Below are 26,602 nucleotides of genomic sequence, written 5' to 3' on the forward strand. Positions count from 1 at the left end.
CCGTAGCCGATCGACAGATAGCGGATTTCAGCTTCTCCGAACAAAGGGGCTTTTCGAACCGGGACGACTCCCTTATTAGGCCGAAAAGGGAGCTCCCCACATGAAAATCCGACAAGCCATTACTTTCGATGACGTGCTTCTGCAGCCCGGCCCGAGCGAGGTCATGCCTGCGAATGTGGACGTCTCAACCCTCCTGACGAAAACCATTCCGCTCAACATCCCGCTCCTGTCTGCGGCGATGGACACGGTAACCGAGGCGCGCCTTGCCATTGCGATGGCGCAGGCAGGCGGCATCGGCGTCGTCCACCGTAATCTGACGGTCGAAGAACAGGCCGGACAAGTTACCCAGGTTAAAAAATATGAGAGCGGCGTGGTGATGAACCCTATCACGATCGCGCCAACCGCGAGCCTGAAAGACCTTCAGGACATCAAGGAACGGACCGGATTTTCCGGCGTGCCGGTTGTCGAAAAGGATGGCACGGTTGTGGGCATCATCACGAACCGCGATACGCGTTTTGTCGACGATCTCAATGCCAAGGTGGCAAGCCTGATGACGCGCGACGTCGTCTCCGTGACCATGGACACGCCAATAGAAGATGCGCGCCAGCTGCTCCACAAGCACCGGATTGAACGTCTCGTTATCGTTGACGAGGTTGGAAAATGCGTCGGCCTGCTCACCGTGAAGGACATGGAGAAGGCGCAGCTCAACCCGAACGCCGCCAAGGACGAGCAGGGTCGGCTTCGCGTCGCCGCTGCATCCACTGTTGGCGATGCTGGTTTCGAGCGCACACAGGCCCTCATCGATGCAGGCGTCGATGCGGTTGTGATCGATACCGCGCACGGGCACAGCCAGTCTGTGCTGGACGCTGTGACACGCGCAAAGAAGCTGTCGAACTCGGTCCAGATCATTGCTGGCAATGTCGCCACGGGCGATGCCACCAAGGCACTGATCGATGCGGGTGCGGACTGTGTGAAGGTCGGTATTGGCCCCGGCTCGATCTGCACAACGCGGATCGTTGCCGGCGTTGGCGTGCCGCAGCTGACCGCGATTGAGGATTGTGCGAACGCCGCCGCAAAGACGGGCACACCGATCATCGCCGATGGCGGGATCAAATTCTCCGGCGACTTTGCAAAGGCGCTGGCAGCAGGCGCATCGACGGCAATGATGGGATCGGCCTTTGCGGGCACTGAAGAAGCGCCTGGCGAGGTCTTCCTGTTCCAGGGCCGCAGCTACAAGGCCTATCGGGGCATGGGCTCACTTGGTGCCATGTCGCGCGGCTCTGCTGACCGCTATTTCCAGAAAGAAGTCTCCAATGACAAGCTTGTGCCCGAAGGCATTGAAGGCCAGGTGCCGTTCAAGGGGCCGATCGGAAACATTATCCACCAGATGGTTGGTGGGCTTCGCGCAGCGATGGGCTATGTCGGAGCCAAGACGGTGCAGGAACTTCACGAGAAAGCCGAATTTGTCCAGATTACGGGCGCGGGGCTCTCCGAAAGTCATGTCCATGATGTAACGATGACCCGCGAAGCGCCGAATTATTCCATCAGCCGCTAGCCTGGACGGGCCTCCAGACCCGTCTGCGCATCAGAATAAGCAGAACAAACGCTGCGCAGCCGATGCCGACAGCCGCAGGAAACAGGCCCGTTGTCCAAGAATATTGCTCCAATGCGAGCATGACAAAGCCATTTCGAAGCGCGCCGAGGGCAAAGAATGTCGCATTCTCCTCGTGCGGGAGGTTCCACGCCTTGCGAACGGACGGGCCGAAGCCGAGCAGGTCCACGCCGGTAAGGATGAGGACGGCATAAAGCGGATCAGCGGTGACCCACCAGAGGGGCAGGGCAGACAAAGCGAGACTGAGGAAGGTCCAGTCCGAGCCTGTCACGGATGTGTCGGCAGATTTTGACAGGGCCAGCAGAGCGACACCGCCGGTGATCAGTCCCGATACCGCTATGGGCCAGGCACCGACGCCAGCCCCGCCAGCAAGTTGTGCTGTTGCAACGACGAAGGTGACGGCGGCCCATATCAACCAGGAGAAGACGTGCGGACGCGTTTTCCCGCGGATGATGGCTCGGACATATGGGTAGAAAGCGAGGAAGGTCAGCGCCATGGCTGTGGCGCTGAAGGCCTCCTTTGAGAGGAGAAGATCGGTCAAGGTGATGTCTTTGGAGTTCGCCACATGGGTGTCATCGGGGGGCTTTCCCCCAACACGCTGAATTCGTCAATTTTCTTGAATCCGAACGCCGAGTAGAAACCGTAGTTTGCGGGGTTTGAGTTCTCAAGGTAGACAGGCAGGCCCTCCTTGTCGGCCGCAGTCAGTACCGGATTCATCATCGCCTTTCCAAGTCCCTTGCCGCGCGCGGCTTTTCGTGTGCCAATCGTGAAAAGATAGATGTGCGGCTCGCGGGGATGATGCTTTTCCATTGCTCTGCCAGCCGCCATGCCGCGCCTCATCGAGCCTTTCGTGCCGTGAATTACTTGCGCGGCCATCAGCTGTAAGAGCGAAAAAGGCGGGAAGCGCAGGTTGGCTTCATGGGTGGCCCACATGGTCGCGGCCTCGTTGCCATGCATGTGACAAAACCCCTGCTTCAGATAGATATCGCGCGCCATGATCCGGAAGAGGGGGCGCAGAGCACGCCCGCTACCGAACAGCCAGAGGTTGAATGGGTCTTCCGCGAACGCCTCGGCTGTAATGTCGCCCAGCTGGCGCCAGTCTGCGTGATCGCTGAGACGGATCTCTGGCGGAAGGTCAACGTGCATCATCTGAAGCGCGGGCTCGTTTGGTTATTGGTGTTTGCGGATGCAGTCATGGAACCCGCTATGCATATCCTCCTCGAAATCAATGCTGATGTCGAGGACGTCGTCTTCTCCGAATTTACCCATCCGCAGCCTGTCCGCCACCCAGAAATAGTCGATGAGCTTCCGGCTGAGTTCCAGGCTGTAGATATGATGGTCCGTCCTGACCCCACGGTAGTCCAGCTGTCGGTTCAGGCTCATGTTCATGCCGGGCAGCCCCCATTGCAGAATCATTTTGGGGGTGTCGCCCTGGTAGCTTTTCAGTCCGAACGTGAAGAGGTGAACGCCCTCATTGTCGCGTCCTAGCAGCAGGTAGCCTAAATCTGCTGACAGGCTGACAACGCACTGCTCAGCCTTGTAATTGTATACGACCACCCAGTTACCGCCTTCGCTGAAATCGTCGTACTGCGCATGTGCCTGTGCTGTGAGCAGCATGCCAGCCGCCATAAACGATGCGAGTTTTTTCAATCTCTCCGTCTCCCACCCTGTAATTCGAGGTCCAGCTTACGGGCGGTTGGATCGTCGGGGCAAGTTGAGGTGGCGGGGTGGATCGTACCGGGTCAATCGCGCAGCGCGGGGATAACCCTAGACTGCGAGCCCGTTGAGCAGGGCGATGCTACCGACCGACGCTGCGTTGCGATGCTTCATCAGCGCCTGGTACTCGTCGCAGTGATACCAGCCTCTGGCGGTGTCCTGATCTGGAAACTCCGCGATGATGGTGCGTGTGCAGGACCATTCACCTTCCAGCACGGTCGGGCTTTCCTCGACAGCGAGGAGCTTGCCGCCATGCGCGGAAAAGATGTCCATGAACCCGGCTTCATATTTGCCGTATGTTTCGCGGTCATAAATGGTGATTTGCGCGACGATGTATGCGGCCATTGTCTGTCCTCCTCCTCCAGCCGCGCCATCTAAGAATACACATGAACAGGTGTCTATTGGTTTCCATGACGGGCAAGCGGGCTTAAAGCGAGCCTCACAAATACCGATGAGGTCTACCCATGCGCGACGGCGGAAGAATTGCAGCAGCGATTGATGTGCTGACGGACGTTCTCAACCGGCACCAGCCGGTCAAGTCGGCCGCGCGCGACTGGGGCAAGCGGGCCCGCTACGCAGGCTCCAAGGATCGCGCCTGGGTGTCCGGCCTCGTTCTTGATGCCCTGCGCAAGCGCAATTCCATCGCGCACGCCATGGGCTCGGATGAGCCGCGTGCGCTCGTTCTCGGCGCGCTCGCCCATGCCTGGAAGTGGGACATCATGCGTATCGACGGCGCGATGGATGAAGACCACGCCCCCTCCAAGCTGACGCTTGAAGAGCGTGAGCGCCTCGTCATGGCACCCGATGTCACCGCAGCGCCGCATGTTTCCGGTGACTATCCCGAATGGATGGAGCCGATGATGGACCGCGTCTTCGGAGAGGAGAAGGTGGTTGAGGCGCAGGCCATGGCCGTGCGGGCCGATGTCGACATCCGTGTGAACACGCTGAAGGTCGATGCCGAAAAGGCGAGCGGCCCAATGCGGTCTGCCAGCGCCGAAGTTTCACCGCTCCTCAAGAACGCCTATCACATTCCGGCGCGCGATCCGTCCGAACGCGAAGCGTCGCTCGAAAGCATCCCGGCCTATTCCAAGGGCTGGGTCGAGGTGCAGGATGCCGGCTCGCAGATCGCAGCCGCCGCATCGAATGCCAAGCCGGGTGAACAGGTCCTCGATTACTGCGCAGGTGGTGGCGGCAAGACGTTGGCCATGGCCGCGATGATGGAAGGCAAGGGGCAGGTTCACGCCTATGACATTGATGGTCGCAGGTTGTCAGCGCTGATCCCCCGCCTGAAGCGCTCTGGCGCGCACAATGTCCAGCTTGTCCATCCGAAGGAGCCGGAAGCGCTTGAAGCGCTGAAGGGCCAGATGGATGTCGTCTTTGTCGATGCCCCGTGCACCGGTACGGGCACCTGGCGGCGCCGGCCGGATGCGAAATGGCGTCTGAAGGACAAGCAGCTCGCCAAGCGTGTCGAAGAGCAGCGCGAAATCCTGCAGGTGGCAAGCGCCTTCGTGAAGCCGGGCGGCCGGCTGGTCTATGCAACCTGCTCATTCCTGATCGAGGAAGACGAGGACAGGGTGTCGGAGTTTCTCGCGGCGAATGACGGATTTTCCGAGCTCAGCGCCGCCGAGGCCGCGATCGCGTCGGGCCTGCTGACAGATGAAGGGGCGGCGGCGGTGAAAGCAGGTTGCAAGTACGGGACATCAGTGCGACTCACCCCACGCAGCGCGGGGACCGACGGCTTCTTCTTTTCAGTAATGAAAAGGGTGCGTTGACCCTTGGGCCAATTTCATTCGACTTCGGCGTTGTTGGAGCTGATGATCTGTTCAAGCTGAGACTGGCTCAGGTCACTTGTCAGTTTCAAGCCGGCGAAGATTTCATTGAGCCATCGAACGGTGGCTTTCAGGTACATTCCGTCCACCTCCACGGCCACAACCCGCTTGCGCGTTATCGCGCCGTCATGCTTCAGCTTCATGCCCTGGAGCGTGATGTCAGTTATCGCTGCGCGAACCGTTCTGTTGCCAATTCTGACAATCACAAACCGATTGCAATGGTAACGTTGAGATCGCTCCACCTGCCGTCTGGTATGAGTTTGCGCAATCGCAAATGAGACAATGCCGCCTACTATGAAGGCTGCCATAATCAGCCAGTTGGACGGATTGTTCAGCTGCGATACCGTGTCCATGGTGCTGCGCTGCTGGGCCGCTGAAGCCGTGTGGAGCTGCTGTGAGCCGTGTCCCGGCATCGCGGCCCGGTCGTTTGCTTCTTCCGTCGACGGCGTCGATCCGGCCGACCCCGCAAACTGACCGGCTTGATCACGCATTTTTGCGACTGGTGGCGGATTCGCGACAACACAGCCGTTCATCTTCTGAACCTTGCCCAGGTGATCGCCGACGTCGGCAGGTATCTGAGCCTTCAACTCGTCGCTCGCGATGCCCTCCCTGCCCAGCACGTAAAGATTGACAGTCTGCTGAAGGCTATCAGCGTAGTCCCTTATGGTATCGAGTTCCTCCTGAATACTTTCCGGATTTTCGACACCGGACGCGACAGGAGTGGCAGACCAAGCTTGCAATCTCTCCTGGAGTACGGCGACATCTTCCTTCGGAATAATCGCCCCGCCCGCAGCCTGGACTTCGCGGACCTGTATCAGAAGCTTGAGATAGTCATCGAGAGAACTGCAAGTGTCGTCTGCGAGAGCTGAAGGTACGATTCCCAGACATAACAGTGCGGCAGTCAGATGCCTGCCAAAATATCGATGCAGCGTCTCAATTTCCATCTGCCTATACTTTCCGTGAAGGAAGGGTAGCAGAGAATATACTATTCCGTATACGATAAAAAATAAGGAAGTGAGAAGTTGCTGCTGAAATACTCTGCTGCATTCGGCCTGATCAGGTTTTGTCTGTTGGTCCGCCAAAGGTGCTGAAGAGTTTCGTTACGAGGTTCCTCTGTCGATGAGAAAGTTCGGGACGCCAGATTTCGAAAATTAGAATGTAACGGGGCTGTTCACTCCTGTTCCAGGCTTCATGTTCGATGGTGTCATCGAAAATGAAGACCTCGCCGTCCTTCCACTCGCGTGTGTCGTTGCCGACGCGCAGGCTACACTGACCCGGCAGGATTATCGGCAAGTGACAGATCAGCCGGGTGTTCAGCATACCGTGGTGCGGGGGAATGCTGGCTCCAGGCTTGAGCAGAGAGAATAGCACGGACGGGGCCGGAGCAGGTTCAGCGTCCTCGCCGATGGCCTTGATTGCTGCATGCGTGCGCGGGCATTGCGCAATATTCTCCTCAATCGGTTGGCCCTGCTTGATCAGATAGAAGGCGCTCCATTCCGGATTGTCGAGCAGTGGGTGTGAGACGCCAGAGCCTTCCCGGCCACCGCTTTCAACATATGGGGAAAACCGGGTTGTCTCTTCTTTCTGACGTTGCAGCAAGGCTTGCAGTTCTGCCCGAATTTCCGGCGTCCTGGCCGCGAGGGTGTCTGTCCAGGCAAATTGCGACGCCGGGTGGAACTGTCGGTCGGGCAGCCCTGGATAATAATAACGTGTCGGTCTGGACGTGAAAGGCTGAGCACGGCCAGCGAGAATGTCGAGCGATAGTTTGAACAGTTCGTCTTCCTCATCGCCGCGAACTCCATGTTCGTCTGCAAACTTGTCCAGCGGGTGAAGGGTGGATGGGGCCGAATCGCCAAGAAAATCCCTCGCAGCGTGTGCCAGTTGCTCCATCTCTGCCGAGCGTGTCGCAAGGATTGCGAACGCTTCGAGGCCCCGGCCGAACGCGACCTTTGCGTCCGCATTGCGGCCAGCGCCGACAAGGGCCTGCCCGTAGTGGAGGTTGGCACGGGCGCTTGAGGGATCGATTTCCAATGCCTTCTCGAGCGCGCTGAGGCGACCTGGCATGTCTCCGAGCAACGATTTCGCTATCGACAGGGTAATCCAGACATCGCTTCCGGGCCAGCCGAGTTCGATCGCTTTCAGGAATGCTGCGTTTGCTTGTGCGCCATCGGACTTGCCCAGGGCTGTCATGCCTGCAGCGGCGTACTGTCTGGCCTGCGCGAGTTGGTCGTCCATATGGGCAATTCTCTACATAAACGGCTCTTCCAGCCCAACCGATTAGCGGTTAGGAGGCTGCATGGCCAGCAAACCCGATTCTGTCGCAGACAAACACGAACACGTCCTGATTGTCGATTTTGGAAGTCAGGTCACGCAGCTCATTGCCAGACGGCTGAGGGAATTGGGGGTCTATTGCGAGATCCACCCCTTCAACAAGGTAGACAGAGACCTGCTCCAGGCGTTCAATCCCAAAGCCGTCATCCTGTCCGGTGGCCCGGCGAGCGTCTACTGGGATGATGCGCCGATGGCGGATCAGGCTGTGTTTGACTTTGGCGTGCCGGTGCTGGGAATTTGCTATGGCCAGCAAGTCATGATGCACCAGCTTGGGGGCCGCGTCGAAGGCGGAACGAGCCGCGAGTTTGGCCGCGCCTTCATCGAGAAGGTTGTCGACGATCCATTCCTCAGTGGCCTTCTTGAGAATGGCGAACATGAGCAGGTCTGGATGAGTCATGGCGATCATGTCGCCGAGATGGCGCCCGGCTTCGGGGTCATCGCAAAGTCACCAGGTGCGCCCTATGCGATCATTGCAGACCCGGAGCGGCGCTTCTACGGCACGCAGTTCCATCCGGAAGTCGTGCACACGACGAATGGCAGGCAGCTCCTCCGCAACTTCATCCATGGCGTCGCCGGGCTCAAGGGCGACTGGACAATGGCTGCCTACCGCGCCGAAGCGATCGATAAGATCCGCGCGCAGGTGGGCGATGGGAAAGTGATTTGCGGACTCTCTGGCGGGGTGGACAGCTCGGTAGCCGCCGTGCTGATCCATGAGGCGATCGGCGACCAGCTGACCTGCGTATATGTCGACCATGGTCTGATGCGCCTCAATGAGAGTGAGGAAGTCGTGGGCCTGTTCCGCGACCATTACAATATCCCACTCGTGCATGTGGATGCGTCCGACCTGTTCCTCGGGGAACTCGCCGGCGTCAGCGATCCGGAACAGAAGCGCAAGACCATCGGCAGGCTGTTCATTGATGTGTTCGAAGCTGAGGCGAAGAAGATTGGCGGCGCAGATTATCTGGCCCAGGGAACGCTGTATCCCGATGTCATCGAGAGCGTATCGCCGACCGGCGGGCCGAGCCACACGATCAAGTCCCATCACAATGTAGGCGGTCTGCCCGAGCGGATGAACATGAAGCTGGTGGAGCCACTGCGGGATCTCTTCAAGGATGAGGTGCGGGTGCTTGGCCGAGAACTGGGACTGCCCGAGGCCTTTGTCGGTCGACATCCGTTTCCGGGGCCCGGTCTTGCTATTCGAATCCCTGGTGAGATCACCCGCGAGAAGGCTGACACGCTGCGCAAGGCCGACGCGATCTACATCGAGGAAATCAAGGCTGCTGGCCTCTACGATGAAATCTGGCAGGCTTTCTCTGTTCTGCTGCCGGTCAATACGGTTGGCGTCATGGGAGATGTCCGCACATATGAGGCGGTGCTGGCCCTGCGTGCGGTTACATCGACCGATGGCATGACTGCAGACTACTACCCTTACGATCACGCCTTCCTTGGCCGCGTCGCCACGCGAATCATCAATGAAGTGAAGGGCGTGAACCGGGTCGTCTACGACGTCACCAGCAAGCCCCCCGGCACAATTGAGTGGGAATGATTCCACGTCTCGCGCGGCCTATCGCGAACGATCAATAAATCAAACAAATACAATAGCTTGATACCGATTTTCGTTGGGTATCTATCGCCCTCCATCGCGGACCAACGGGACATTCTGACGGTATACAAATTGCCTCTTCCTGCCTAAAGTCAAAATACCGTCAGCCCATTTTGGCGGCCTGACGGTATTTTTTCGGCATAACGCATTGAAAAACCAGCGTTTCCTTGTCGAAAAACGGCCATTTTGACCTGACGGTAAAATTGGTGGGAAGGAGGCGCTCTGTGCTAACCGATATTGCAATCAAGTCATTGAAACCAAAGGATAAACCCTTCAAGGTCGCTGACCGTGACGGTCTCTATGTGTCCGTCGCGCCGACCGGTACCAAGCCTTCCGCTACGACTACCGTGTGAACGGGCGCCGGGAGACGCTGACCATCGGGCGTTATGGCAAGTATGGGATCACGCTGGCGGTTGCGCGCGAGAAGCTGATCGACGCGAAGAAGCTCGTGGATGAGGGTGTCTCGGCCGCCAAGGAAAAGAAGCGGGCCAAGGCTAAGACGAAATCTGAAGGGACATTCGGGGAGCTTGCTCTGCGCTGGCTCGCTGAGAGCGAAATGTCGGACTCGACCCGCGACATGCGCCGGCACATTGTCGATCGGGACCTGATCCCGGCGCTCGGGAACTACACGCTGCGCGAAGTAACGGGCGAGGATGTCCGTTAGCTCTGCGACAAGATCAAGAAAACGGCGTGATGGGAAAAAAGAGGGCCTAAAAAGCTTCGCCCCGGGCGCATGCGAAGCAGAGGCGGGTCCGGGGAGCCCTTATCGCTCTATCTCGTTATTCCGCCCTCGGACCTTTCGCAGACAAAGCCGCTGATCCGGCTCATTCTTAACCAGATCGGACGCAGGCTGACGGAAGAGCTGCCCGGTAAGGGCCAGCGCCGGCTTCTTCTGATGCTGGATGAGTTTCCAGCACTCGGGCGGCTCGACTTCTTCGAAAGCGCGCTCGCCTTCATGGCGGGCTATGGCATCCGCGCCTATCTGATCGCCCAGTCGCTGAACCAGATCGAGAAGGCCTACGGGCCAAACAATTCGATCCTCGACAACTGCCATGTGCGCATCGCCTTTGCGACCAATGATGAGCGCACGGCAAGGCGGGTCTCCGATGCGCTCGGCACGACGACGGAACTTCGCTCTCAGAAGAACTATACCGGCCACCGGCTCGCGCCCTGGCTCTCGCACATGATGATCTCGCGCCAGGAAACCCAGCGCGAGCTGGTCACGCCCGGCGAAGTCATGCAACTCGCCGCAACCGACGAGATCGTCATGGTCTCCAGCGCGCCGCCGGTGCTCGCAAAGAAGCTGCGCTATTTCGAGGATGGGAGTTTCACACGGCGGGTTTTGCCACCTGCTTCCGCCGAATGGCGCTGGGATCGGGCGCCGGAGAACTGGACAGGGACGGTTGTGGCACCGGTCGCTGCGGATTTGGGAGAGCAGCACGCCGGGACGGACGGCCTGTCGCTGAAACTCACGCAAGAGCCGGAGCATGAGATCGAGACAGAGCCGCCGGTAATGACCGCTGAGTCGGAAACTGTGCCCGATCTGGAAGATACAGCCGATCCGTCTGACGACCGCAACCTCGAAACCATCCGGCGCGCGGTCGCTGCCGATCGCGGTGATCCTGATTTCCTGCCGGAGTTCTGAACCCATGGGCAAGCCACGTGTGAACATAAGGATTTTAACAAAGCTCTATGCCCAGCTCTGCGAGGCGGCGGACAGGCCAGGCGCCACGAAGACGGCTATTGTCGAAGACGCGCTTCGGGCCTGGTTCGATCCAGAAGCGCGCTCGGTTCTGGAAGAGCGGCTCCTGGCAAGAATGGATGCCTTCGACCGGCGGCAGGCTGAGATCGAGCGCGATGTCGCCTACACCTATGAAACGCTCGCTCACTATATCTATTATTGGCTCACGCGCACCGAACCGATCCCGGAAGGCGAGCGCGACATTGCCCACGCGCTCGGCCAGAAGCGGTTCGATCATTTCATCGGGCAGGTGGCGCGGAAGATTGGAACCTGATAGCGGTTGAAGCCCACTTGTCGACCTAGCGACCAGATCAAGACAAGTGGAGCTCAGCCGCTTCTGGGTACGTCAACAGCGGTACGCAGATACTCCCATATGTCTCCCGCGACCGTGCTTAGTGGAACGTTTTGGAGTTCGGTGCCGTCGGCATAAGTCAGCCATTGCCTGACCTTCGCTGGATCCTCTGCGAACGCAGCGGATAGGCCTTGGGGCACGTCCGTTGGGAGAGGTGTGTTCCGGCGTTCGAACGTGGCCGAGATGGCTGCACTCAGCTCTGCCGGATCGATCTTGGTTGCTTTCGGAATGGCCCAGAGATCGTAGAAGTCTTTCATGCGGCCGTTGATGAGGCCGAGGGCGACGACCGCCTGGAATTTTTCGGCGATCACCGTTGCCGGTGAAGAGGCGCGGATTCGGGCGGGCTTAAAGTCGAGGATCGATCCGTATTCGATCTCATAGTGCGGATCGGGCAGGGCGTCACCAAAGCCGAGATCGACGGTGATCGGAACTTATGTCTTGCCGAGATGGGCCACCGTGCGGAGACGTTTGCCGCCATAGACCTGATCCTCACGGATGTCGGCCGTGGTAATCGTGTCGATGCTGAACTTGAGTCCGTCGTCGGCGTCGAGCGACAGGATTTCGGCAAAGATCGAGGTCAGCGTCGCATCGTCGGTTTTCTGCCGAAGGCGAGGAAATCAATGTAGCGTGTGAAGCGGCCAGGGTCGGTGGTTCATAGAGTGACCAGCATTCCGCCCTTCAGAACAAACTTGTCACGGTGTGGAGATTTGGACAGGCGGTAGATGAGACGCTCCAGGCCGAATGCGACGAGAAGGGTCTGGAAGTCGCGGCCTTTCGTTCGGGCAAGGTTCAGGATGCGCTGGCGAACTGACGCTGCGATGTTGGTCGGCTTTCTAGCCATTGGATGTTAGCGCCTCCAGATAGGGACGCATGATCTTTGCCGCACCGAAGTCGGCGGCCGCCTGCATCAGGACGGCTGGCGTGGCCTTGCGTTGATCAAGGGCCGCCTTGAGCGCTTCGATCGCCACCGAACGGTCGACCAGTTTCGGATTGCGGAAAGCATCCGCAATCGATTTTGACACAGAATAGATACGAACCGGCGTTCCGCCGATCTGATGCGCTTCCACGCCGTCCGAAAAGTAGGGCTCGCGGAACCTGACGACGCGAACCGGCGGATAGGCGATCGTTGGCTCCCAATCTTTCGCGCCAATCGCGAACCAGACCTTGCGGGGGAGTTGATCGATGAGGCCGTGATACGCCAGAGCCGATACGAGGCAGATGACGGATTTAGGCGCGCGCTTGGCGACTTCGGCCAGATTGGTGTTGAGATCTGCTTCCGCATCGGCAGCCCGGTAGAGGCCGCGTCCCATCCGGACTACGTCACCGGCGTCGACAGCCCTGGAGATCGCGGTCGCACTCACGCCGATCTTGCGAAGCTCAAACGCACGGGCGAACTCGTGCTTCTGAAGATAAGCAAGGAGCCTTTCCTGCTGGGTGGCGGAGGTTGATGGTGCCTGTTTCATATTCTCGGACACGATGCGTTTTTGTCCGAAGATATGTAACACGCTGATTGTTCCCGTCGAGGGTGCTCGGGGGTGGAAGCTGATGCCAATTAAAAGGCCAAGTGGAGCCAGCACTATTATTCAGCTATGGTTCGTACGTGCACCGGAATCGTGTCAACTGCAACGACGCCCGTTGCATGCATCATTCGATTTGCCTGCGGAACGATACTGCCGGAATCGACGACGGTTTTTCCACAGGTATTTTGCAAGGTATTGATTTCAAAGAAATTTGTCGTTTCTCTCATAATCGAGTGGGAGTGAAGGCTTCGCCTGCGCCGCGAGGCAGTGGCATCAGCCTGGGCATTCGGCAGTCAGTTCCTGCGCAAGACCGGGACGCAGCAGGCCGAAGGTGCGCGTGAGGCGGCCGGCAAGCGCACACCGGCGATTGTCCTTGTCGAGCACGGGATCGGTCGCGAGTTCCGAGACGAGGCTATCCAGGTTGCCTGACTCCGCTTGCATGCGGCTGCCGCCGTCCCGAGGTGTGTCGAAAACCATGGTGTGCTGCCGGCCGCCTGCCTCTATCGCCGACCAGGCCGGGCATTTCCCGCCGGCCAAGAGGGCGTCCGGCCCATCAGCAGCGAACCGCGTCCAGCAGGTCATCATTCCCTCGGACAGCGCCATGCGCCCCGCTGCATTCCTTCGGGTGAACAGCCGCTTGTCGAGGCGCCCCAAGAAGTTCTCGAAGTGGCCGAAGACGAAAGGAATTTCGAGGCTGTGGGCCGCGCCGATTAGATGGCCGAGATCGCTGAGCCCGACCCGGGCGCCTTCATCCCAGTCGAACCGGTAGGTTCGCACCGGTCCGGTTCCCGCTTCGGCGAGTTGCTGGGCAAATTCCGACACCCCAATCGCGCGCCAGACGCCTGTCATATAGCTGGAAACGGCGTTGTAGTGATCCGCGTCCCGCGCGACCGGAAACAGGAACAGGGCCTTGCGCGTCATGGCCGGGTCGAAGGCGAGCAGGTATTTCGCCTCGTCGCGATTGGAACCGATAATGAGCGGCAAGTTCCGCCCGGCCTGGTGGGCCGCGATCGCTTCCGCAAGGGGCCGATCGGACAGTGTCGTCCCGTCGCGGATGACGCCCGGCGTGCGTCCGTCGCGATAGGCGCCGAAAATGGCTTCGAGCGAGGCGTCCCGCAGAGCGCTGGCGTCGGGCGAAATGCTGTCGGTGAAGGCTTGTGCAGCCGGTATCGCGCCCACGATCTGAGAGGTTCGCCCGTCTCTCGCGATTTCCAGGGGAAAGCTTGCCGGCAGGCCGCTTTGGGCAATCGCAGCGCGATAGAGGCCATCGGCCTGCGGCATGGCAAGCAGGGCGAGTACATTGTTGGCGCCAGCGCTTTCGCCAAACAGTGTGACCGCGTCCGGATCGCCGCCGAAGGCCGCGATATTGTTCCGAGTCCAGCGCAGCGCCTGAACAAGGTCCAGCAAGGCAAAATTGGCCACGCCGTCTTCAAGTGCCGGGTGGGCGAACCAGCCGAGCGGTCCCAACCTGTATTGCACGACAACGACGATAACGTTACCGGCTTCCGCGAGTTTGGAGCCGTCATATTGCTCGGCCCGGCCCCAGACATTCGACCCGCCATGAATCCAGACCATGACAGGCAGGGCGAAGGACCCGCTGGCATCCGATGGGGCATAGATGTCGAGATAGAGGCAATCCTCTTCGCCGCGAAGCACACCCTTTTCGATACCCTTCAGACTGTCCAGCCCGTTGGTGATCTGCGGGCACCAGCTGGCGTGCTGCAAGGCGTTCAGCGTTTCGCTGCGAGGGCTGGGCGGTTTGGTCGGGTGCCAGCGAAGCGGACCGTCAGGGGGACTGGCATAAGGGATGCCGAGCCAAGTGCGAGCGCCATTCGCCGAAGCACCGCCGACAACCTCCCCTTGCGCGGTCTGTACCAGCATCGCCGGCTGCGCCGCGAGGGGCGCTGCATGAGGTTGCGGCGGCTTTGCGCAGGCCGCGGCGAGGCACAGGAGGAGGAGCGAGACAAGGCTCGGTCTAGAGGCCAAGATCAATCTCCCTTTCGAATGGAATCCGCATCGACAGTGCCTCTGGATCGCCAGCCGACCGGGCGACCGTAACGGTATGGATACCGGCTTCGATGCGCCAGGTTCGACGGTCAGTATCATACCATGCAAGGTCCCTCGGCTCGACGGTGAAAACGGTCTCGGCGCTTTCACCGGGCGCTAGCGGGACCCGGCTGAACCCGCGCAGGTTCTTCACCGGGCGCGGTGCGGCCTTTCCTGGCCAGCCGATATAGAGTTGCGGGGTCTCGATGGCTGGCCGGGTGCCGGTATTGGTAACCGTGACTGCGACGTTGAGCGCGCCATCCTTCCGGCGGGCGGCGCGAAGATTGCCGTATTCAAAACTGCTGTAGGTCAGGCCATGTCCGAACGGGAAGCGGGGCTCGTTCCGCTCGCGGTCAAGCAGGGCATAACCGTGCCAGTAGCCATAGTCGGCATCGTGGGCCTGGGTATCGAACGGCGGATAGTGACTGGCGTCGCGGGCGATGGTGAAAGGCAGGCGTCCCGATGGGCTGACCTTGCCGAAGAGTAGGTTGGCGAGCGCATTGCCGCCTTCCATGCCGGCGTAGAAGGTCTGCAGCGCAGCAGGAGCCGTATCGATCCAGTCCTCCACCATGACGGCCGAGCCAGCGACGATGACGACGATCACGCGCGGATTTGCAGCGGCCACCTGCCGTATCAGCTCTACCTGCGCGGGCGGCAGACGAAGGTCGGTACGATCGCCGCCTATGGTCTGGCCGTTGCTGCGCTTGCGCGCGCCATCGAGGATGGAGGTCAGGTTTTCGGGAATATCCTCCTGGCCGAGATTGATGTGGCTGGGAATATATTCGCCTTCCTCCACGGCCGTGTAGCCGACAATGACGATGGCGGCATCAAAGGCGTCAGCGGCCTTGCCGGCGGCAATTGGATCCGCCTCGTCGCCCGCGAGCGTGACCCGATCGGTCCCGAGAAAGGATGTCAGGCCCTTCAGCGGTGTGACCACATAGGGCGGATTGACCCGTGAGGAGCCGCGATCGCCAGTGTTCTCGAGCGTTGCGAGCTTTCCGAACACGCCGACCCGCCGCACCGACCTTTCGTCGAGCGGAAGACTGTCGCGGTTCCACAGGAGCACGGCCGACTGTTCGGCGACCTTGCGCGCAAGGCCGGTATGCTCGCTGCAGGCGACCAGGCTCATCGGGTAGGACGCGCGCGGATCGTCTGCCTTGGTAACCTGCTTCAGGGTGCGCAGGATGCGCCGGACGGCGGTGTCGATGGCGGCTTCGGCAATGTTGCCGTTTCTTACTTCGGCAAGGAGGTTGTCGCCAAACCAGGCTGGTTCGGGGTTTTCCACATCGAGGCCGGCTTCGGCGGCATCTGGGCTGTAGACACCCAGCACCCAGTCGGAATGGACGAAGCCTTCAAAGCCCCATTCATTGCGAAGGATCTGGGTAAGAAGATATTCATTCTGGCCGCAATAGGTGCCATTGACCTTGTTGTAGGCACTCATCACCGACAGGCAGCCGGATTCGATGATCTTGCGGAAATGCGGCAGGTAGATTTCCCGCAGCGTACGCTCATCGACATGCACGTCGAGATTGAACCGCGTATTCTCGATACTGTTCAGCGCGAAGTGCTTTACCGTCGAAATGACATTGTGGTGCTGGCTGCCCTGGGAGAGGGCGCGGCCCATTTCGCCAAGATGGAAGGAGTCTTCGCCATACGTTTCCTGCGCGCGGCCCCATCCGGGATGCCGTAATACATTGACGCAGACCTGGCCCAGAAGGTTCACCCCCTGCGCGCGCGCTTCGAGCGCCATGGCCTCGCCGACCTGCCACTCGAGCTTCCTGTCAAAGGTCGCACCGCGGGCCATGGAGCAGGGAAAGCAGGTCGAGTGCCCGACGATCACGCCCCGCGGCCCGTCGCTGAATTTCAGCCCTTCAATGCCAAGGCGCTCATTCGCGCCGCCTGCCGGGTAGGGCTTGGCGCCCCATTTCTTGGATTCGGCGTGAATGCTGTAGAACCCGCTCCCCGACATCATGGCGATTTTTTCTTCAAGGGTGAGCCTGGCAATGATTTCGCCAATGGTCATGCTCTGGAAGATGCTGTCCTGGCAGCCGGTCTCGTCGGACATTCGTCGTCTTTCGGTCGTCTGGAAAAGGGAGGGGCCGGTTCAGGACCGGCCCCTTAGGCCAGTGGGAGAGGGGTGTCAGAAGGAGGCTGTGAGCCTTGCGCCGACATAGCGTTCGAAGTCGCGGGGCAGATATTGGCTGATGACGCCAGCATAAAGAGGATCTGCGAATACGTTCGAGGCATAGGTCTCGTCGAGCAGGTTGCGCACGAAGACAGAGGCGGTCCAGCCACCGTCATCGGCCGTGATCCCGGCACTCAGATGCAAGAGGCCATAGCCGTCCTGCGTCGTGTTCGGGTTCTGGTCGAGCTGAAACTGGACATCGCTCTGCCAGCTGCCATCGAGCTGGAAGAAGCCGTCAAAAGGCATGCTTGCGAGAGGGATGTCCTGACGCAGGCTTGCGGTGAAGCGCCAGTCCGGCGAGTTGGGCAGCTCCTCGCCGGAGAGGTCCTGCGCACCGTTAACGCAGCCCTCGGCCGGTGTCTGGCCGCGATAGCACTGGGCAAACGGAAAGCTCTCCACGGTGGCATCTGTATAGGCAATACCCCCCTGGAGCAGGGTGTTGTCGGTCAGAAGGGCCGAGGCGTCCAGCTCGATGCCCTTGGTGCTGACCTTGCCGGCATTGGCAACCACAATGGTGGAGGCAGCCACGTCGCGTTCCTGGGCCTGGAAGTCGTCATATTCGGTCCAGAAGGCGGCGGCGTTGAACTGCAGGCGGCCGTTCGGCGTCTGGACTTTCAGGCCGGCCTCATAGCTGTCGGAAACTTCGGCATCGACATATTCGGTCGACTGCGGCGCAGTGAAGATGACGTCGAAGGCGCGCCCCTTATAGCCGCGAGCATAACGCAGATAGGTCATCACGCTGTCGGACCATTCCTGTCGCAGGCCGATATTGCCCACCAGCGCCGTGTCGGACGTGTCGCCATCGATGTCAGCCGGTGTGCCGGCCGAGCCGCCGAGCGGGAAGTCGCCCGGAAGCAGGGTGTTTGTCGGATCACGGAAGACGCGGTAGTCGAGCGTCTCATTAATCACCCGCAGACCACCGAACAGGGTCGTGCCCTGGCCGAACCTGTAGTTCGCACTGGCGAAAGCGGCATAGTTCCGGTTGCCGACCGAGCCGTTGAACTGGCCGCTCAGGCCAACGACGCCAAGCCCGGTCAGGGCCTCAATGCGGCGGCGGAAGGAGCGGTCGAGGTCGAGCTGGAAGAGGTAGACACCGACGACATAATCGAAATTGTCCCAACGCGGCGAAGCCAGGCGGAACTCCTGCGAGGTCTGGGAGAGGCTCGTCTGGCCGCTATTGAGATCGAAGGTGATGACACCCGGGATCGGGTCTTCGAAGTCGAGCGCATCGACATCGATATTGTTCTCGAAATCCCATTCCCGGAAGGCTGTGATGGAGGTGAAGGTAAAGCCGTTATCGAACCGGTACTCCGCCTTGCCGGAAACGCCCCATTGCTCTGAATTGTTGTAGACGGGTGCGTTCAGCTTCGTCTGGTTGTTTTCAGGGCCGGCCACAACCGGATCCAGCAGCGTGTCGAGAGTGACACCAACGACAGGGTTGACCGCGGTGGATGTATCGCGGATCTGGTAGGCGCAGCAGTCCTGCTCGGTATCGCGATAATCGGCGATGAAGGTGAGATCGAGCGCGCTGCTCGGCTGGACAAGGATTTTGCCGCGAACGCCCCAATTGTCATATCCGTTGAGGTCGCGGTCGTCGGACACGTTCTCTATGTGGCCCTTCTGCGATTTTGTGAATGCGGTCAGCCGGCCGAGAACGGTGTCCGTGATCGGCCCGGAGACCGTGCCGCGAAGCGCGTACTCCTCCCCTTCGGCGACGGTCAGGTCCACTTTTCCGGACAAGGTGTCAGTGGGCGCCTGTGTCGTTACGGCAATCACGCCGGCCGAGGCGTTCTTGCCGAACAGGGTGCTTTGCGGACCACGCAGGACTTCGACCCGCTCCACATCGACAAGGTCCTGGAAGCCCTGGCCCTGACGAGCGAGGACGACGTCGTCGACGACAAAAGACACGCTCGGCTCAACGCCCGAGGAGAAAACCTCGGTTCCGACCCCACGGATGCGAACCGAACTGTTCAGCTCGTTGGAGCTTTGCGTGAAGGTCAGTGACGGCACCAGCGTTGCGAGGCCCTCGATCGAGGACACGCCCGAGTTTTCCAGGTCCTCGCCGGAGCGGGCAGACACGGCGACGGGCACGTCCTGCAGGGTTTCAGGCCGTTTGGTGGCGGAAACCATGATGGTGTCGAGCTTTCGCTCGGCGTCGCCGGTGCTGTCCTGCGCAGAGGCAGGGGCGGCCAGACAGGTGCCGAGCGCGATGCAGGAAGCCGTAATGGCAAGGCGATTATGAAGCATTGAATATCCTCCCGGTAAAACTGGCTTCACCCAGTTTTTCATCCAAGTGGATGGATTTCATGTCAAAGATGTCCTGTCAAGCTCCCGGGCGGAGAGTTTTTTTCAGGCCTTGAGCCAGTCGGGTAGTGCCGGCCAGTCGGCGCGGATTCGCGACGGGTCGCGCAGGAGGAAGGCGAAAACGGAGTCGATATGCGCTTCGATCGCCTGTGGCGACAGTATGTCGACGCCGTAGAGTTCGCGCGCCTCGGCGGCGAGAACAAATGGCATCTGGCAGATCGAAGTGATGATGAAGATGAGGGAAGGGTGCCAGGCATTGGGGAGGTTGCCAGCTTCCATGTGCCGGCGGGTAGGGCCCGCATAGACTTCATGCCCGGGCTGGATGAAGTTCTCGACCATCCAGTGCAGGCGCGGGCCGCCGCGCACCGATTCGGATATCATGATGCGCGCATGCTCTGGGTGCTTTGCGCAATAGTGGATGTAGCGACGAAGGAATTCGCGGTACCCTTCGAGCGTGTCCATTTCGGGCGGGGTGCCGTTTTCGAAGCCAAGCTCCGCGCGCAGGCGTTCGAACATGTCGGCCACCGCCTCGCGCCAGAGATTGTCCTTTGTTCCGAAATGGTAGCGGATCATGGCGTGAGAGGCGTCGGCGTCGGCAGCAATGTCGCGCGTGTTTGCGGAATCGAAACCACGTTCGGCGAAATGATGCCGGGCAACTTCCAGAATGCGGGCGCGTGTGGCTTCGGCCCTTGCCTGCACGGGTTTGCGTGTCGTCTTTCCCGCCATTGCCTGATCTCCCGTCTGTATGGTGCTGGTGTCAGGACCTAACCCGAAACCCGCTGTTATGCACTTTTCATCATAAAAATATTCCAATTGGATGAACTTTTGGGTTAAGGCTGCCTGAAGCGTCGAGGGAGGCAGAGCGTGAATCGTCAACGGTCAGGGGGCGGCGCGGTCGGGACAGGCCGCGTCCAGCTCGGCACAGTCATTGGCTATGGTGCGGGCGATTTCGGCCTCAACCTGTTCTATACCGGGCTCAATCTTTACCTGCTCTACTACTACACAGACGTGGTAGGGCTCGCTCCTGGCATTGCCGGGTCTCTGTTCATGGTTGCCCTGCTGTGGGATGCAGTGACCGATCCGGTCATGGGGGCAGTTGCCTCGCGCACCCGCTCGCCTTTCGGCCGTTACCGGCCCTATCTCCTGTTTGGCGGTCCCCTGCTCGGTGCGAGTTTCGTTCTGCTTTTCGCAGCCCCCGTGCTCTGGCCTGCCCAGCCCGTGATCGCCTGCCTGCTGACGCACCTCCTGTTCCGGACCGTCTATACGGTGTTTGGCGTTCCCTACGTTTCTCTCAGCGCTGCCATGACGACGGACGGAAAGACGCGTACATCCCTTTCCGGTGCACGGATGCAGTTCGCGACGCTCGGTGCCATCGTGACCGCTTTCCTGACACCCTGGCTTGCCGAGCAGTTCGCGAACGGAAGCCTGGTACGCGGCTACATGGTCACGGCTGTGGTCTACGCCCTGTTTGCTGAAGCGGTCTTCCTCGTCACCTTCTTCTCGGTAAGGGAGCGGGCAGATATCGGTATCCAGTGCCCCGATCTCATGGCGTCGATGCGCGCCGTGCGAGGCAATCACGCATTCTGGATCCTGTTTGCCAGCGTGGTGATGAACGTCGTGGCCTCGACCATCTTTACCAAGTCCATCATATACTACACCCGATACGTGATCGGTGAGGCCGGAATGGTGCGCGAGGTGCTGACGTTCTACACCATTGCCGCTGCAGCCGCCGTTTTCGGGTGGACGCTGCTTGCGAGGCGAACCTCCAAGACGCTGGTGCTGAGCATCGGTCTCTCGCTCAATGCCGTAATCTTTCTCCTGCTTTTCCTGATCGCGCCAGAGAGCAAGACCATGTTCCTGGGATTTGTCGTCATGGCTGGCATCGGCATGGCGGCCACCATCGTCGCCTTCTGGGCCATGCTGCCGGATACGGTCGAATTTGGCGAGTGGAAGACCGGGGTCCGTGACGAGAGTATCTTCTTCGGCCTGTACCAGTTTTCTCAGAAGGCGGCGTCGGGGCTCGCCGTGGGCGCCGTCGGCCTGATTCTCCAGGCCATCGGCTATGTCGCCAATACCGACCAAGCGGCAGGTACACTCGACGGGCTTAGGGTCCTCAGCTTTGCACTGCCGGCGGCCGGCATGGCCGCCGCCGCCGCGATCATCGCTTTCTATCCGATGCGCGGAGACCGGCACAGCAGGATCGTCGAGCTGCTCAAGGCAAGAGGAGAGGGATGATGTTGCGCACTTTTCTGACTGCGCTGGTCTTGGTGGCGGCTGCGGGCTGCCAGTCGGTTCCGGGCGAGGCCGGGCGGGCGGCGCAGCGTCCGAACATCCTGCTGGTCGTCTTCGAGGATATGAGCCTCAAGGTGGGCGCTTTCGGCGATCCCGTGGCAACCACGCCGATACTCGACTCCCTGGCGCAGGAAAGCATCCTGTTTCCGAACACGTTCACCACCGCCGGTGTGTGCGCGCCGTCGCGGGCTTCGCTGATCACGGGTGTTCACCAGCAGACCCTCGGCGCCCAGCATATGCGGACCCATGCCTTCGAAACGGATTTCGAGCCGTCAGGCTTTGAGATCGGCTACGCCGCTGTGCCGCCGCCGGAGGTGAAAGCCTTTCCCGAGCTGTTGCGCCAGTCGGGATACTACACCTTTGCCGGCTATGGCGGCTGGGTGATTTCGAACAAGAAGGACTACCAGTTCGGAACGCCTTTCACTGTTTGGGATGAGGATAGCGAGGCCGCGAGCTGGCGGGGGCGGGCACCCGGCCAGCCCTTCTTCGGCATGGTTACCCTGGCAACGACTCACGAATCCTTCCTGTTTCCCGTCCCGGCCATTCGCGACACCGAGCTTGCGAAGACTGTCGCCGCCCGCAACGAAAGACTGCTGTCGGGCAAGGTCGCGGTCACGGATCCGTCCGATGTGACCGTGCCGGCCTGGCTGCCGGACGTGTCTGAAGTGCGCCGGGAGATTGCGACCCAATATGACAACATCGCCTTTACCGAACAGAAGCTTGCCATGCTCCTCGAGGACCTAGAGCGGGACGGCCTTGCGGATGATACAATAGTCATCGTCACCACCGACCATGGCGACGGATTCCCCCGGGCCAAACGTTCGGTCTACGATTCGGGTATTCGCGTTCCGCTATTGGTCCGGTTTCCGGACGGCCGGGGCGCCAGCGAGGTGCGCGACGAACTGGTGAGCTTCGTCGATCTTGCGCCAACGATCCTGTCGCTTGCGGGGGCGCCCACGCCTGAATGGCTGCACGGGCAGGTCTTCCTCGGCGAGGCTCGGGACGCGCCCAATTCCTACATCTTCGCCGCAAGCGACCGGATGGATCAATGGATGGACCGTAGCAAGGCGGTGCGCGATGAACGCTACAAGCTCATCCGGAACTACATGCCCCAAGTGGCGCTGTTGCAGCCCGTCGCGTTCCGGGAGGAGTTGCGATCCATGCAGGCGCTCCAGCGGCTGCATGATGAAGGCAGGCTCAGTGACCTGCAGGCGAGCTATCTCGACGTCCCGCGTGCGCGGCTTGAGCTTTACGACATGGAAGAGGATCCCGAGGAAACCCGCAACCTTGCCGGCAAGCCCGCGCTGCGTGCCGTTCGTCAACGCCTTGTCGATGCGCTTGATGACTGGCTGGAACGGACACCGGACCTCTCCGCCGTGTTCGAAACCGAAATGGTCGAAGCGATGTGGCCGGGCGGCCGGCAGCCTGTCACAAGCGCTCCGTCGATCAGCGTATCCAGGGCGGACGATTCCGGGCTCGTCCTTGCCTCCGAAACCGAAGGCGCCTCTATTGCGTGGCGACGGCAGGGGAATGCGGCCGGGGCCTGGCAGCTTTACACGCCGGGAACGCGCCTGCCGGCAGACCCCTGCATTGAGGCGCGCGCGGTTCGCTATGGCTACGGCGCCAGCGATATCGTGACAAACTGCGTTCAGGACGGAGATACCGCAAAGACAGGTGAAGGAGAGCACTGATATGCTGCGAACGTGTGCAAGACTGGCCGTTGGTGGCCTTTTCCTGATTGCAGGAGGCAGTCCCGTGCTGGCGCAAACGGACACGGGCTCTGACGAGAGGCCAATGGCGCTGCCACCGGTGCCGGTGCCGGCAGATCCGCCAGAACATGCCGCCATTTCGCTCGGCGGGGCTTTGGACGATCGTGCACTGTGGGAGCATTTTCTGGATCAGCTTACGGTTCGCAATGTAACCGCAGCGGAACTCTATCCCGTGCTGCCAGCGTCCGATGCGGGCAATGGCAAGGCCGTGATCGTCGTACCAGGTGGCGGTTACATGTTCGTCTCGGTCGAGAATGAGGGATTTCCGGTTGCAGAGCGGCTGGCCGCAGAAGGCTATACGGCCTTTGTTCTGAAATACCGGACGCGGCCAACGCCCGCCGATCCTGAGGCGTTTCTTGCCTTCCTTGCGCCGCTCGCCGCCCAGCTCGGCAAGGTGGAGCTGGAGGCCTATGTCCCGGCGGTGGAAGATCTTGCGTCGGCCATGACTTATGTTTCACGGCACTGTCCGGATTATGGTTGCGCATCAGGACGCGTTGACCTGATCGGCTTTTCGGCGGGTGGCCTGTCCATTATCCGGATGCTGGAAACGCAGCCAAAGGATGTGACGGTTGCCTCGGCGGCGCTAGTCTATCCGCCTCTGTCCCAGACGGTGCGGGCCCGGAGCAAGCCACCGCTCTTCCTTGCCGTTGCGTCTGACGACCCTCTTTTCCGGCAAGGCGGTTTTACCGTGCCACAAGCCTGGTACCGCGCCACCGGACGGCTCGAGTTTCATCTTTACGATCATGGCGGGCATGGCTTTGGCACCCTGCGCAAGGGTGCGACGAGCGAGCGCTGGCTGGACCAGTATGTGAGCTGGCTATCGGTCGCGCACGATCAGGATTGATGGTTCGCAGCACTGCTTGGCTCAAAGCGACGCCATGATGCTGCGGCTAGGTGTGACCTTGTTGTCGAGGAAGTCGCGCCAGATGTCGGCGATCGCATCCGGACCGCTGATGCGCTCGACTGTGACCTCGCTGGCGGCCGTGTGGGCGAGGCGCGCGCTGGCTTCACCGGCCTTTTTGTAGAGCACGCCGGGGCCTCACTCCTTGTTGCGCTTGGCGATCTGTGCTGGCGCAAAGAAAAAGGTCGGCCTAGCGCCCGGCAGGTCCTTCGCTACGCCGCGTTTTTCCCAATGGGTCGCCCCGACTATGCAGCTTTCGACCATGTCAAGGTGCCTGTGCAGTTTGCCGGTCAGTTCGCCATTGCCGGGCTCGACACAGTGGCGGCCGCCATCGGCTTCGGCCTCTTGCACCTCGCCCGTCATCCGGAAGACCAGAAACGTCTACGCGACAAGCCGTCCGTTATTCCCGGCGCCGTGGAAGAGATGCTGCGGGCCTTCTCGACCGTTCAGATGATCCGCAAGACGACAAAGGATACCGAGCTGTGCGTTGTGAAGATCAAGGCCGGCGACCTCGTCTGCTGCCCGTCCATGGTGGCGAACCGCGACCCGGAGGAGTATCCCGACCCCGACCAAATCGACTTCGACCGCAACGCTAACCGTCATATGGCCTTCGCCTATGGCGTTCACCGCTGTCTGGGTTCGCATCTGGCCCGCCGGGAACTCGTGACTGCGCTGGAGGAGTGGTATAAGTGTATTCCAGCGTTCCGGATCAAGGAGGGCAGCCCTCCTGTCACTTATGGTGGGTTCGTCTTCGGCGTGGACTCGCTACACCTCGTCTGGGACTGAACGATCAGGTCTTATAGGCCCAGGCGGAACATATTCTGGCCGCCGGGGAACAGCCCTTCGTACCTGATCTGTCATTCTGTTCGATTAGGCTCTGGAGCGGGCCAATCGCCGGTTCAGGATTGCGGGAGAATGTCACTTTTAGCGTTCGATCTGTGTATGCTGTTCCGAAGAACACAAAAGTGTGAGTCCATTCACTATCAAGAAGCCCCGCAGAAACAGAAAGCTGGCTTTCTTGGCGGTATTTTCATCCACAGATTTTCATGCTCTGCAGTAACTACAACAGGTTACGGTGCTAGTTCATCATTGAGTGGGAATAGGAATAAGTACCTGATTTCGTCCTCGCATACCCCGCTAGGGCTGTGTCTTGATCGCCTTGGGGGTGGGCATGTCGTACCTGCTTTTGCCTCAATTCCACGACGAGAAGGCTGCTCGCGAATTTGCGGAAGCTCGGGTCCGGGCTGACGGTGATGCTTGTCCACACTGCGGCGTCATGGGTGAATTGGGTGTTCTCAAAGGCTGACTACCTGCACTGGCGTCTACAAGTGCTACGCTTGCCGCAAGCCTTTCTCCTGCTAGCATCCGGCAAGAAGGCTATGGCAGCAACAACTGTCCCGCACGCTTGTCATGACGCTGAATGCCGCTTGGTTCATGTCTCACCTGTCAGACAGCTCGTACGTGTGGTCGATTGGTATACCGAAAAAAGCCAAACGATGACAAAAAGCCGCAATGCCAAAGATTTTTCGATGCCGCTCGAGAGAGCGGTGGCGACGAATCTGCCGAAGCGTTTGAGCTGGTTTTTCGAGAAATTGTTCCAGCCAAAGCGCGTCAGCAGGAATGCCTGAAGACTTTCAAGAGCTCGCGACTGGGCAAAGCCGCATTCCAGCAGTTTGATACTGTCCTCAAGGGGAGCATATGAGCCCGTTTACGTATAGTGCAAGCCACCGGGCAAGCGACTTCCGCGTTCAGGCGATTCACTGATCGCAACATCGAAACATTGCTGTCAGTTTACCGGTCTTGAGGAGATGTTCTGCACGGCCATTTTCCCAGGGCGACAGCGCACAGCTAGGTCAGACCCCGACTTTCGACGCCGGGAGAAGGCCTGTATTGGACCTTGCCAGTATCAAATGAACAGATTGGATCAGTCCAAGTTTCGTTCCAACGCAGGTAGCCAGTTGCAATATAGATCTTGTCAGCTTCAGCGGTCAGCAGCCTGCCATAGTGAATGGGTTTCTGAATTGACCGAACTGTTGATGTTGGAAATTTCGCAACGAGCCACCGCAATGAAAATTCAGCCAAAGAAAACTATGGATGAAACGACGGCAGAATTTCCAATAGAAGTCTATTGGGCATTGTATCTAAACAGTAACAGTGGATCGCTCGTCATCGAGAAAGAAACCAAAGCCGCAAGCATTGCTTCTGCAGCAATTCCAGACGGCACGTTTTTTTACTCTTTGTGAGTCATTCAGTCTCACTCAACACAGCCATTCAGTAGATCGGGGTGTTGAATATCGCTAAACGAGAAAAATTATCGTTAACGATAGTTTATAATTGACGAATTGTTAATCCTTGGTAATGTTACGGCGATGCGTGCAGCGGTGTGGGGACACCGCAGCCT

The 26,602-nt window shown here is 59.8% G+C and carries 25 protein-coding genes and 2 pseudogenes; 13 read left to right on the forward strand and 14 right to left on the reverse strand.

The features are described 5' to 3' along the window. The first annotated feature begins 100 nt into the window (after positions 1–100). On the forward strand, positions 101–1,555 hold the full coding sequence (gene guaB / locus B8746_RS09630; RefSeq protein WP_084393483.1) for an IMP dehydrogenase: 1,455 nt from the start codon (positions 101–103) through the stop codon (positions 1,553–1,555). Here the strand turns inward: guaB and B8746_RS09635 are convergent. The 4 genes from B8746_RS09635 to B8746_RS09650 all read right to left on the reverse strand — a co-directional run bounded on the left by B8746_RS09635 (position 1,545) and on the right by B8746_RS09650 (position 3,673). Continuing rightward, positions 1,545–2,153, reverse strand: coding sequence for a hypothetical protein (locus B8746_RS09635; protein WP_198943721.1), 609 nt, complete (start codon positions 2,151–2,153; stop codon positions 1,545–1,547). The two genes, guaB and B8746_RS09635, sit on opposite strands and share 11 nt — an antisense overlap. Beyond that, positions 2,150–2,761 (reverse strand): GNAT family N-acetyltransferase, encoded by a 612-nt coding sequence (locus B8746_RS09640; protein WP_084393484.1) that lies wholly within the window; start codon positions 2,759–2,761, stop codon positions 2,150–2,152. Before B8746_RS09640 ends, B8746_RS09635 begins: the two co-directional genes overlap by 4 nt. A gap of 21 nt (positions 2,762–2,782) precedes the next feature. Further along, positions 2,783–3,262, reverse strand: coding sequence for a hypothetical protein (locus B8746_RS09645; protein WP_143434574.1), 480 nt, complete (start codon positions 3,260–3,262; stop codon positions 2,783–2,785). A gap of 117 nt (positions 3,263–3,379) precedes the next feature. Continuing rightward, positions 3,380–3,673: a DUF1330 domain-containing protein gene (locus B8746_RS09650; protein ID WP_084393486.1), complete on the reverse strand. Its 294-nt coding sequence runs from the start codon at positions 3,671–3,673 to the stop codon at positions 3,380–3,382. Positions 3,674–3,792: 119 nt separating this feature from the next. On the opposite strand from B8746_RS09650, the gene B8746_RS09655 reads away from it, so the two are divergent. After that, positions 3,793–5,100: an RsmB/NOP family class I SAM-dependent RNA methyltransferase gene (locus B8746_RS09655; RefSeq protein WP_084393487.1), complete on the forward strand. Its 1,308-nt coding sequence runs from the start codon at positions 3,793–3,795 to the stop codon at positions 5,098–5,100. A 14-nt stretch (positions 5,101–5,114) separates the two neighbouring features. Here the strand turns inward: B8746_RS09655 and B8746_RS09660 are convergent, their stop codons facing one another. Both B8746_RS09660 and B8746_RS09665 read right to left on the reverse strand, forming a co-directional pair. Next, positions 5,115–6,101 carry a PilZ domain-containing protein gene (locus tag B8746_RS09660; protein ID WP_084393488.1) on the reverse strand — a complete coding sequence of 329 codons (987 nt, stop codon included), beginning with the start codon at positions 6,099–6,101 and terminating at the stop codon, positions 5,115–5,117. A 112-nt stretch (positions 6,102–6,213) separates the two neighbouring features. Next, on the reverse strand, positions 6,214–7,392 hold the full coding sequence (locus B8746_RS09665; RefSeq protein ID WP_084393489.1) for an aspartyl/asparaginyl beta-hydroxylase domain-containing protein: 1,179 nt from the start codon (positions 7,390–7,392) through the stop codon (positions 6,214–6,216). Positions 7,393–7,453: 61 nt separating this feature from the next. Here B8746_RS09665 and guaA point away from each other — a divergent pair, with 61 nt between their 5' ends. The 4 genes and pseudogenes from guaA (at position 7,454) to B8746_RS09685 (ending at position 11,106) form a co-directional block, all read left to right on the forward strand. Then, a complete protein-coding gene (guaA, locus tag B8746_RS09670) occupies positions 7,454–9,034 on the forward strand; it encodes a glutamine-hydrolyzing GMP synthase (RefSeq protein WP_084393490.1) in 1,581 nt (526 codons plus the stop codon). Between the two features lie 281 nt (positions 9,035–9,315). After that, positions 9,316–9,752 (forward strand): annotated as a pseudogene (locus tag B8746_RS09675) (tyrosine-type recombinase/integrase); the annotation flags it as partial. Positions 9,753–9,842: 90 nt separating this feature from the next. Further along, positions 9,843–10,736 (forward strand): annotated as a pseudogene (locus tag B8746_RS09680) (type IV secretory system conjugative DNA transfer family protein); the annotation flags it as partial. Positions 10,737–10,740: 4 nt separating this feature from the next. Then, positions 10,741–11,106 (forward strand): hypothetical protein, encoded by a 366-nt coding sequence (locus B8746_RS09685; RefSeq protein ID WP_084393492.1) that lies wholly within the window; start codon positions 10,741–10,743, stop codon positions 11,104–11,106. A 53-nt stretch (positions 11,107–11,159) separates the two neighbouring features. Here the strand turns inward: B8746_RS09685 and B8746_RS09690 are convergent, their stop codons facing one another. Then, positions 11,160–11,609: a nucleotidyl transferase AbiEii/AbiGii toxin family protein gene (locus B8746_RS09690; RefSeq protein ID WP_084393493.1), complete on the reverse strand. Its 450-nt coding sequence runs from the start codon at positions 11,607–11,609 to the stop codon at positions 11,160–11,162. Here B8746_RS09690 and B8746_RS09695 point away from each other — a divergent pair. After that, entirely contained in the window at positions 11,565–11,810 is a 246-nt protein-coding gene (locus B8746_RS09695) for a hypothetical protein (protein ID WP_084393494.1), read from the forward strand. The two genes, B8746_RS09690 and B8746_RS09695, sit on opposite strands and share 45 nt — an antisense overlap. A 26-nt stretch (positions 11,811–11,836) precedes the next feature. On the opposite strand, the gene B8746_RS09700 is transcribed toward B8746_RS09695, so the two are convergent. The 6 genes from B8746_RS09700 to B8746_RS09725 form a co-directional block, all read right to left on the reverse strand. Next, a complete protein-coding gene (locus B8746_RS09700) occupies positions 11,837–12,025 on the reverse strand; it encodes a hypothetical protein (protein WP_084393495.1) in 189 nt (62 codons plus the stop codon). After that, on the reverse strand, positions 12,018–12,689 hold the full coding sequence (locus B8746_RS09705; RefSeq protein ID WP_198943723.1) for a type IV toxin-antitoxin system AbiEi family antitoxin domain-containing protein: 672 nt from the start codon (positions 12,687–12,689) through the stop codon (positions 12,018–12,020). Before B8746_RS09705 ends, B8746_RS09700 begins: the two co-directional genes overlap by 8 nt. A gap of 288 nt (positions 12,690–12,977) precedes the next feature. Beyond that, positions 12,978–14,690, reverse strand: coding sequence for a carboxylesterase/lipase family protein (locus B8746_RS09710; protein WP_158084591.1), 1,713 nt, complete (start codon positions 14,688–14,690; stop codon positions 12,978–12,980). Beyond that, positions 14,680–16,815 (reverse strand): beta-glucosidase family protein, encoded by a 2,136-nt coding sequence (locus B8746_RS09715; protein WP_084393497.1) that lies wholly within the window; start codon positions 16,813–16,815, stop codon positions 14,680–14,682. Before B8746_RS09715 ends, B8746_RS09710 begins: the two co-directional genes overlap by 11 nt. Positions 16,816–16,890: 75 nt before the next feature. Beyond that, positions 16,891–19,182, reverse strand: a complete 2,292-nt coding sequence (locus tag B8746_RS09720) for a TonB-dependent receptor (protein WP_158084592.1) — start codon at positions 19,180–19,182, stop codon at positions 16,891–16,893. Between the two features lie 102 nt (positions 19,183–19,284). Further along, positions 19,285–19,965, reverse strand: coding sequence for a TetR/AcrR family transcriptional regulator (locus tag B8746_RS09725; RefSeq protein WP_084393499.1), 681 nt, complete (start codon positions 19,963–19,965; stop codon positions 19,285–19,287). A gap of 138 nt (positions 19,966–20,103) precedes the next feature. Between B8746_RS09725 and B8746_RS09730 the strand changes: the two genes are divergently transcribed. The 3 genes from B8746_RS09730 to B8746_RS09740 are packed head-to-tail and all read left to right on the forward strand — an operon-like array spanning position 20,104 to position 24,144. Continuing rightward, positions 20,104–21,474, forward strand: a complete 1,371-nt coding sequence (locus B8746_RS09730) for an MFS transporter (RefSeq protein ID WP_158084593.1) — start codon at positions 20,104–20,106, stop codon at positions 21,472–21,474. Further along, a complete protein-coding gene (locus B8746_RS09735; RefSeq protein ID WP_158084594.1) occupies positions 21,474–23,222 on the forward strand; it encodes a sulfatase family protein in 1,749 nt (582 codons plus the stop codon). The genes B8746_RS09730 and B8746_RS09735 overlap by 1 nt, the downstream gene beginning before the upstream one ends. 1 nt (position 23,223) lies before the next feature. Then, entirely contained in the window at positions 23,224–24,144 is a 921-nt protein-coding gene (locus B8746_RS09740) for an alpha/beta hydrolase (protein WP_084393502.1), read from the forward strand. A gap of 21 nt (positions 24,145–24,165) precedes the next feature. Here B8746_RS09740 and B8746_RS17135 read toward each other — a convergent pair whose 3' ends face one another. Beyond that, entirely contained in the window at positions 24,166–24,330 is a 165-nt protein-coding gene (locus B8746_RS17135; protein ID WP_158084595.1) for a hypothetical protein, read from the reverse strand. A gap of 102 nt (positions 24,331–24,432) precedes the next feature. On the opposite strand from B8746_RS17135, the gene B8746_RS09745 reads away from it, so the two are divergent. The 3 genes from B8746_RS09745 (at position 24,433) to B8746_RS16990 (ending at position 26,444) form a co-directional block, all read left to right on the forward strand. After that, positions 24,433–24,987, forward strand: a complete 555-nt coding sequence (locus B8746_RS09745) for a cytochrome P450 (protein WP_084393503.1) — start codon at positions 24,433–24,435, stop codon at positions 24,985–24,987. A 467-nt stretch (positions 24,988–25,454) separates the two neighbouring features. After that, a complete protein-coding gene (locus B8746_RS16985; RefSeq protein ID WP_143434575.1) occupies positions 25,455–25,829 on the forward strand; it encodes a hypothetical protein in 375 nt (124 codons plus the stop codon). Between the two features lie 282 nt (positions 25,830–26,111). Further along, a complete protein-coding gene (locus B8746_RS16990; RefSeq protein WP_143434576.1) occupies positions 26,112–26,444 on the forward strand; it encodes a hypothetical protein in 333 nt (110 codons plus the stop codon). The last annotated feature ends 158 nt before the right edge of the window (positions 26,445–26,602 follow it).

Source organism: Henriciella pelagia, from assembly GCF_002088945.1.
Taxonomy (GTDB): Bacteria; Pseudomonadota; Alphaproteobacteria; order Caulobacterales; family Hyphomonadaceae; genus Henriciella; species Henriciella pelagia.

What these genes read in the sequence shown, in the direction of transcription:
- guaB (WP_084393483.1), top strand. Translation starts at nt 101, where the DNA reads ATGAAAATCCGACAAGCCATTACTTTCGATGACGTGCTTCTGCAGCCC.
- B8746_RS09640 (WP_084393484.1), bottom strand. Translation starts at nt 2,761, where the DNA reads ATGATGCACGTTGACCTTCCGCCAGAGATCCGTCTCAGCGATCACGCA.
- B8746_RS09650 (WP_084393486.1), bottom strand. Translation starts at nt 3,673, where the DNA reads ATGGCCGCATACATCGTCGCGCAAATCACCATTTATGACCGCGAAACA.
- B8746_RS09655 (WP_084393487.1), top strand. Translation starts at nt 3,793, where the DNA reads ATGCGCGACGGCGGAAGAATTGCAGCAGCGATTGATGTGCTGACGGAC.
- B8746_RS09660 (WP_084393488.1), bottom strand. Translation starts at nt 6,101, where the DNA reads ATGGAAATTGAGACGCTGCATCGATATTTTGGCAGGCATCTGACTGCC.
- B8746_RS09665 (WP_084393489.1), bottom strand. Translation starts at nt 7,392, where the DNA reads ATGGACGACCAACTCGCGCAGGCCAGACAGTACGCCGCTGCAGGCATG.
- guaA (WP_084393490.1), top strand. Translation starts at nt 7,454, where the DNA reads ATGGCCAGCAAACCCGATTCTGTCGCAGACAAACACGAACACGTCCTG.
- B8746_RS09685 (WP_084393492.1), top strand. Translation starts at nt 10,741, where the DNA reads ATGGGCAAGCCACGTGTGAACATAAGGATTTTAACAAAGCTCTATGCC.
- B8746_RS09700 (WP_084393495.1), bottom strand. Translation starts at nt 12,025, where the DNA reads ATGGCTAGAAAGCCGACCAACATCGCAGCGTCAGTTCGCCAGCGCATC.
- B8746_RS09715 (WP_084393497.1), bottom strand. Translation starts at nt 16,815, where the DNA reads ATGTCCGACGAGACCGGCTGCCAGGACAGCATCTTCCAGAGCATGACC.
- B8746_RS09720 (WP_158084592.1), bottom strand. Translation starts at nt 19,182, where the DNA reads ATGCTTCATAATCGCCTTGCCATTACGGCTTCCTGCATCGCGCTCGGC.
- B8746_RS09725 (WP_084393499.1), bottom strand. Translation starts at nt 19,965, where the DNA reads ATGGCGGGAAAGACGACACGCAAACCCGTGCAGGCAAGGGCCGAAGCC.
- B8746_RS09735 (WP_158084594.1), top strand. Translation starts at nt 21,474, where the DNA reads ATGTTGCGCACTTTTCTGACTGCGCTGGTCTTGGTGGCGGCTGCGGGC.
- B8746_RS09740 (WP_084393502.1), top strand. Translation starts at nt 23,224, where the DNA reads ATGCTGCGAACGTGTGCAAGACTGGCCGTTGGTGGCCTTTTCCTGATT.
- B8746_RS09745 (WP_084393503.1), top strand. Translation starts at nt 24,433, where the DNA reads ATGGGTCGCCCCGACTATGCAGCTTTCGACCATGTCAAGGTGCCTGTG.
- B8746_RS16985 (WP_143434575.1), top strand. Translation starts at nt 25,455, where the DNA reads ATGCTTGTCCACACTGCGGCGTCATGGGTGAATTGGGTGTTCTCAAAG.
- B8746_RS16990 (WP_143434576.1), top strand. Translation starts at nt 26,112, where the DNA reads ATGAACAGATTGGATCAGTCCAAGTTTCGTTCCAACGCAGGTAGCCAG.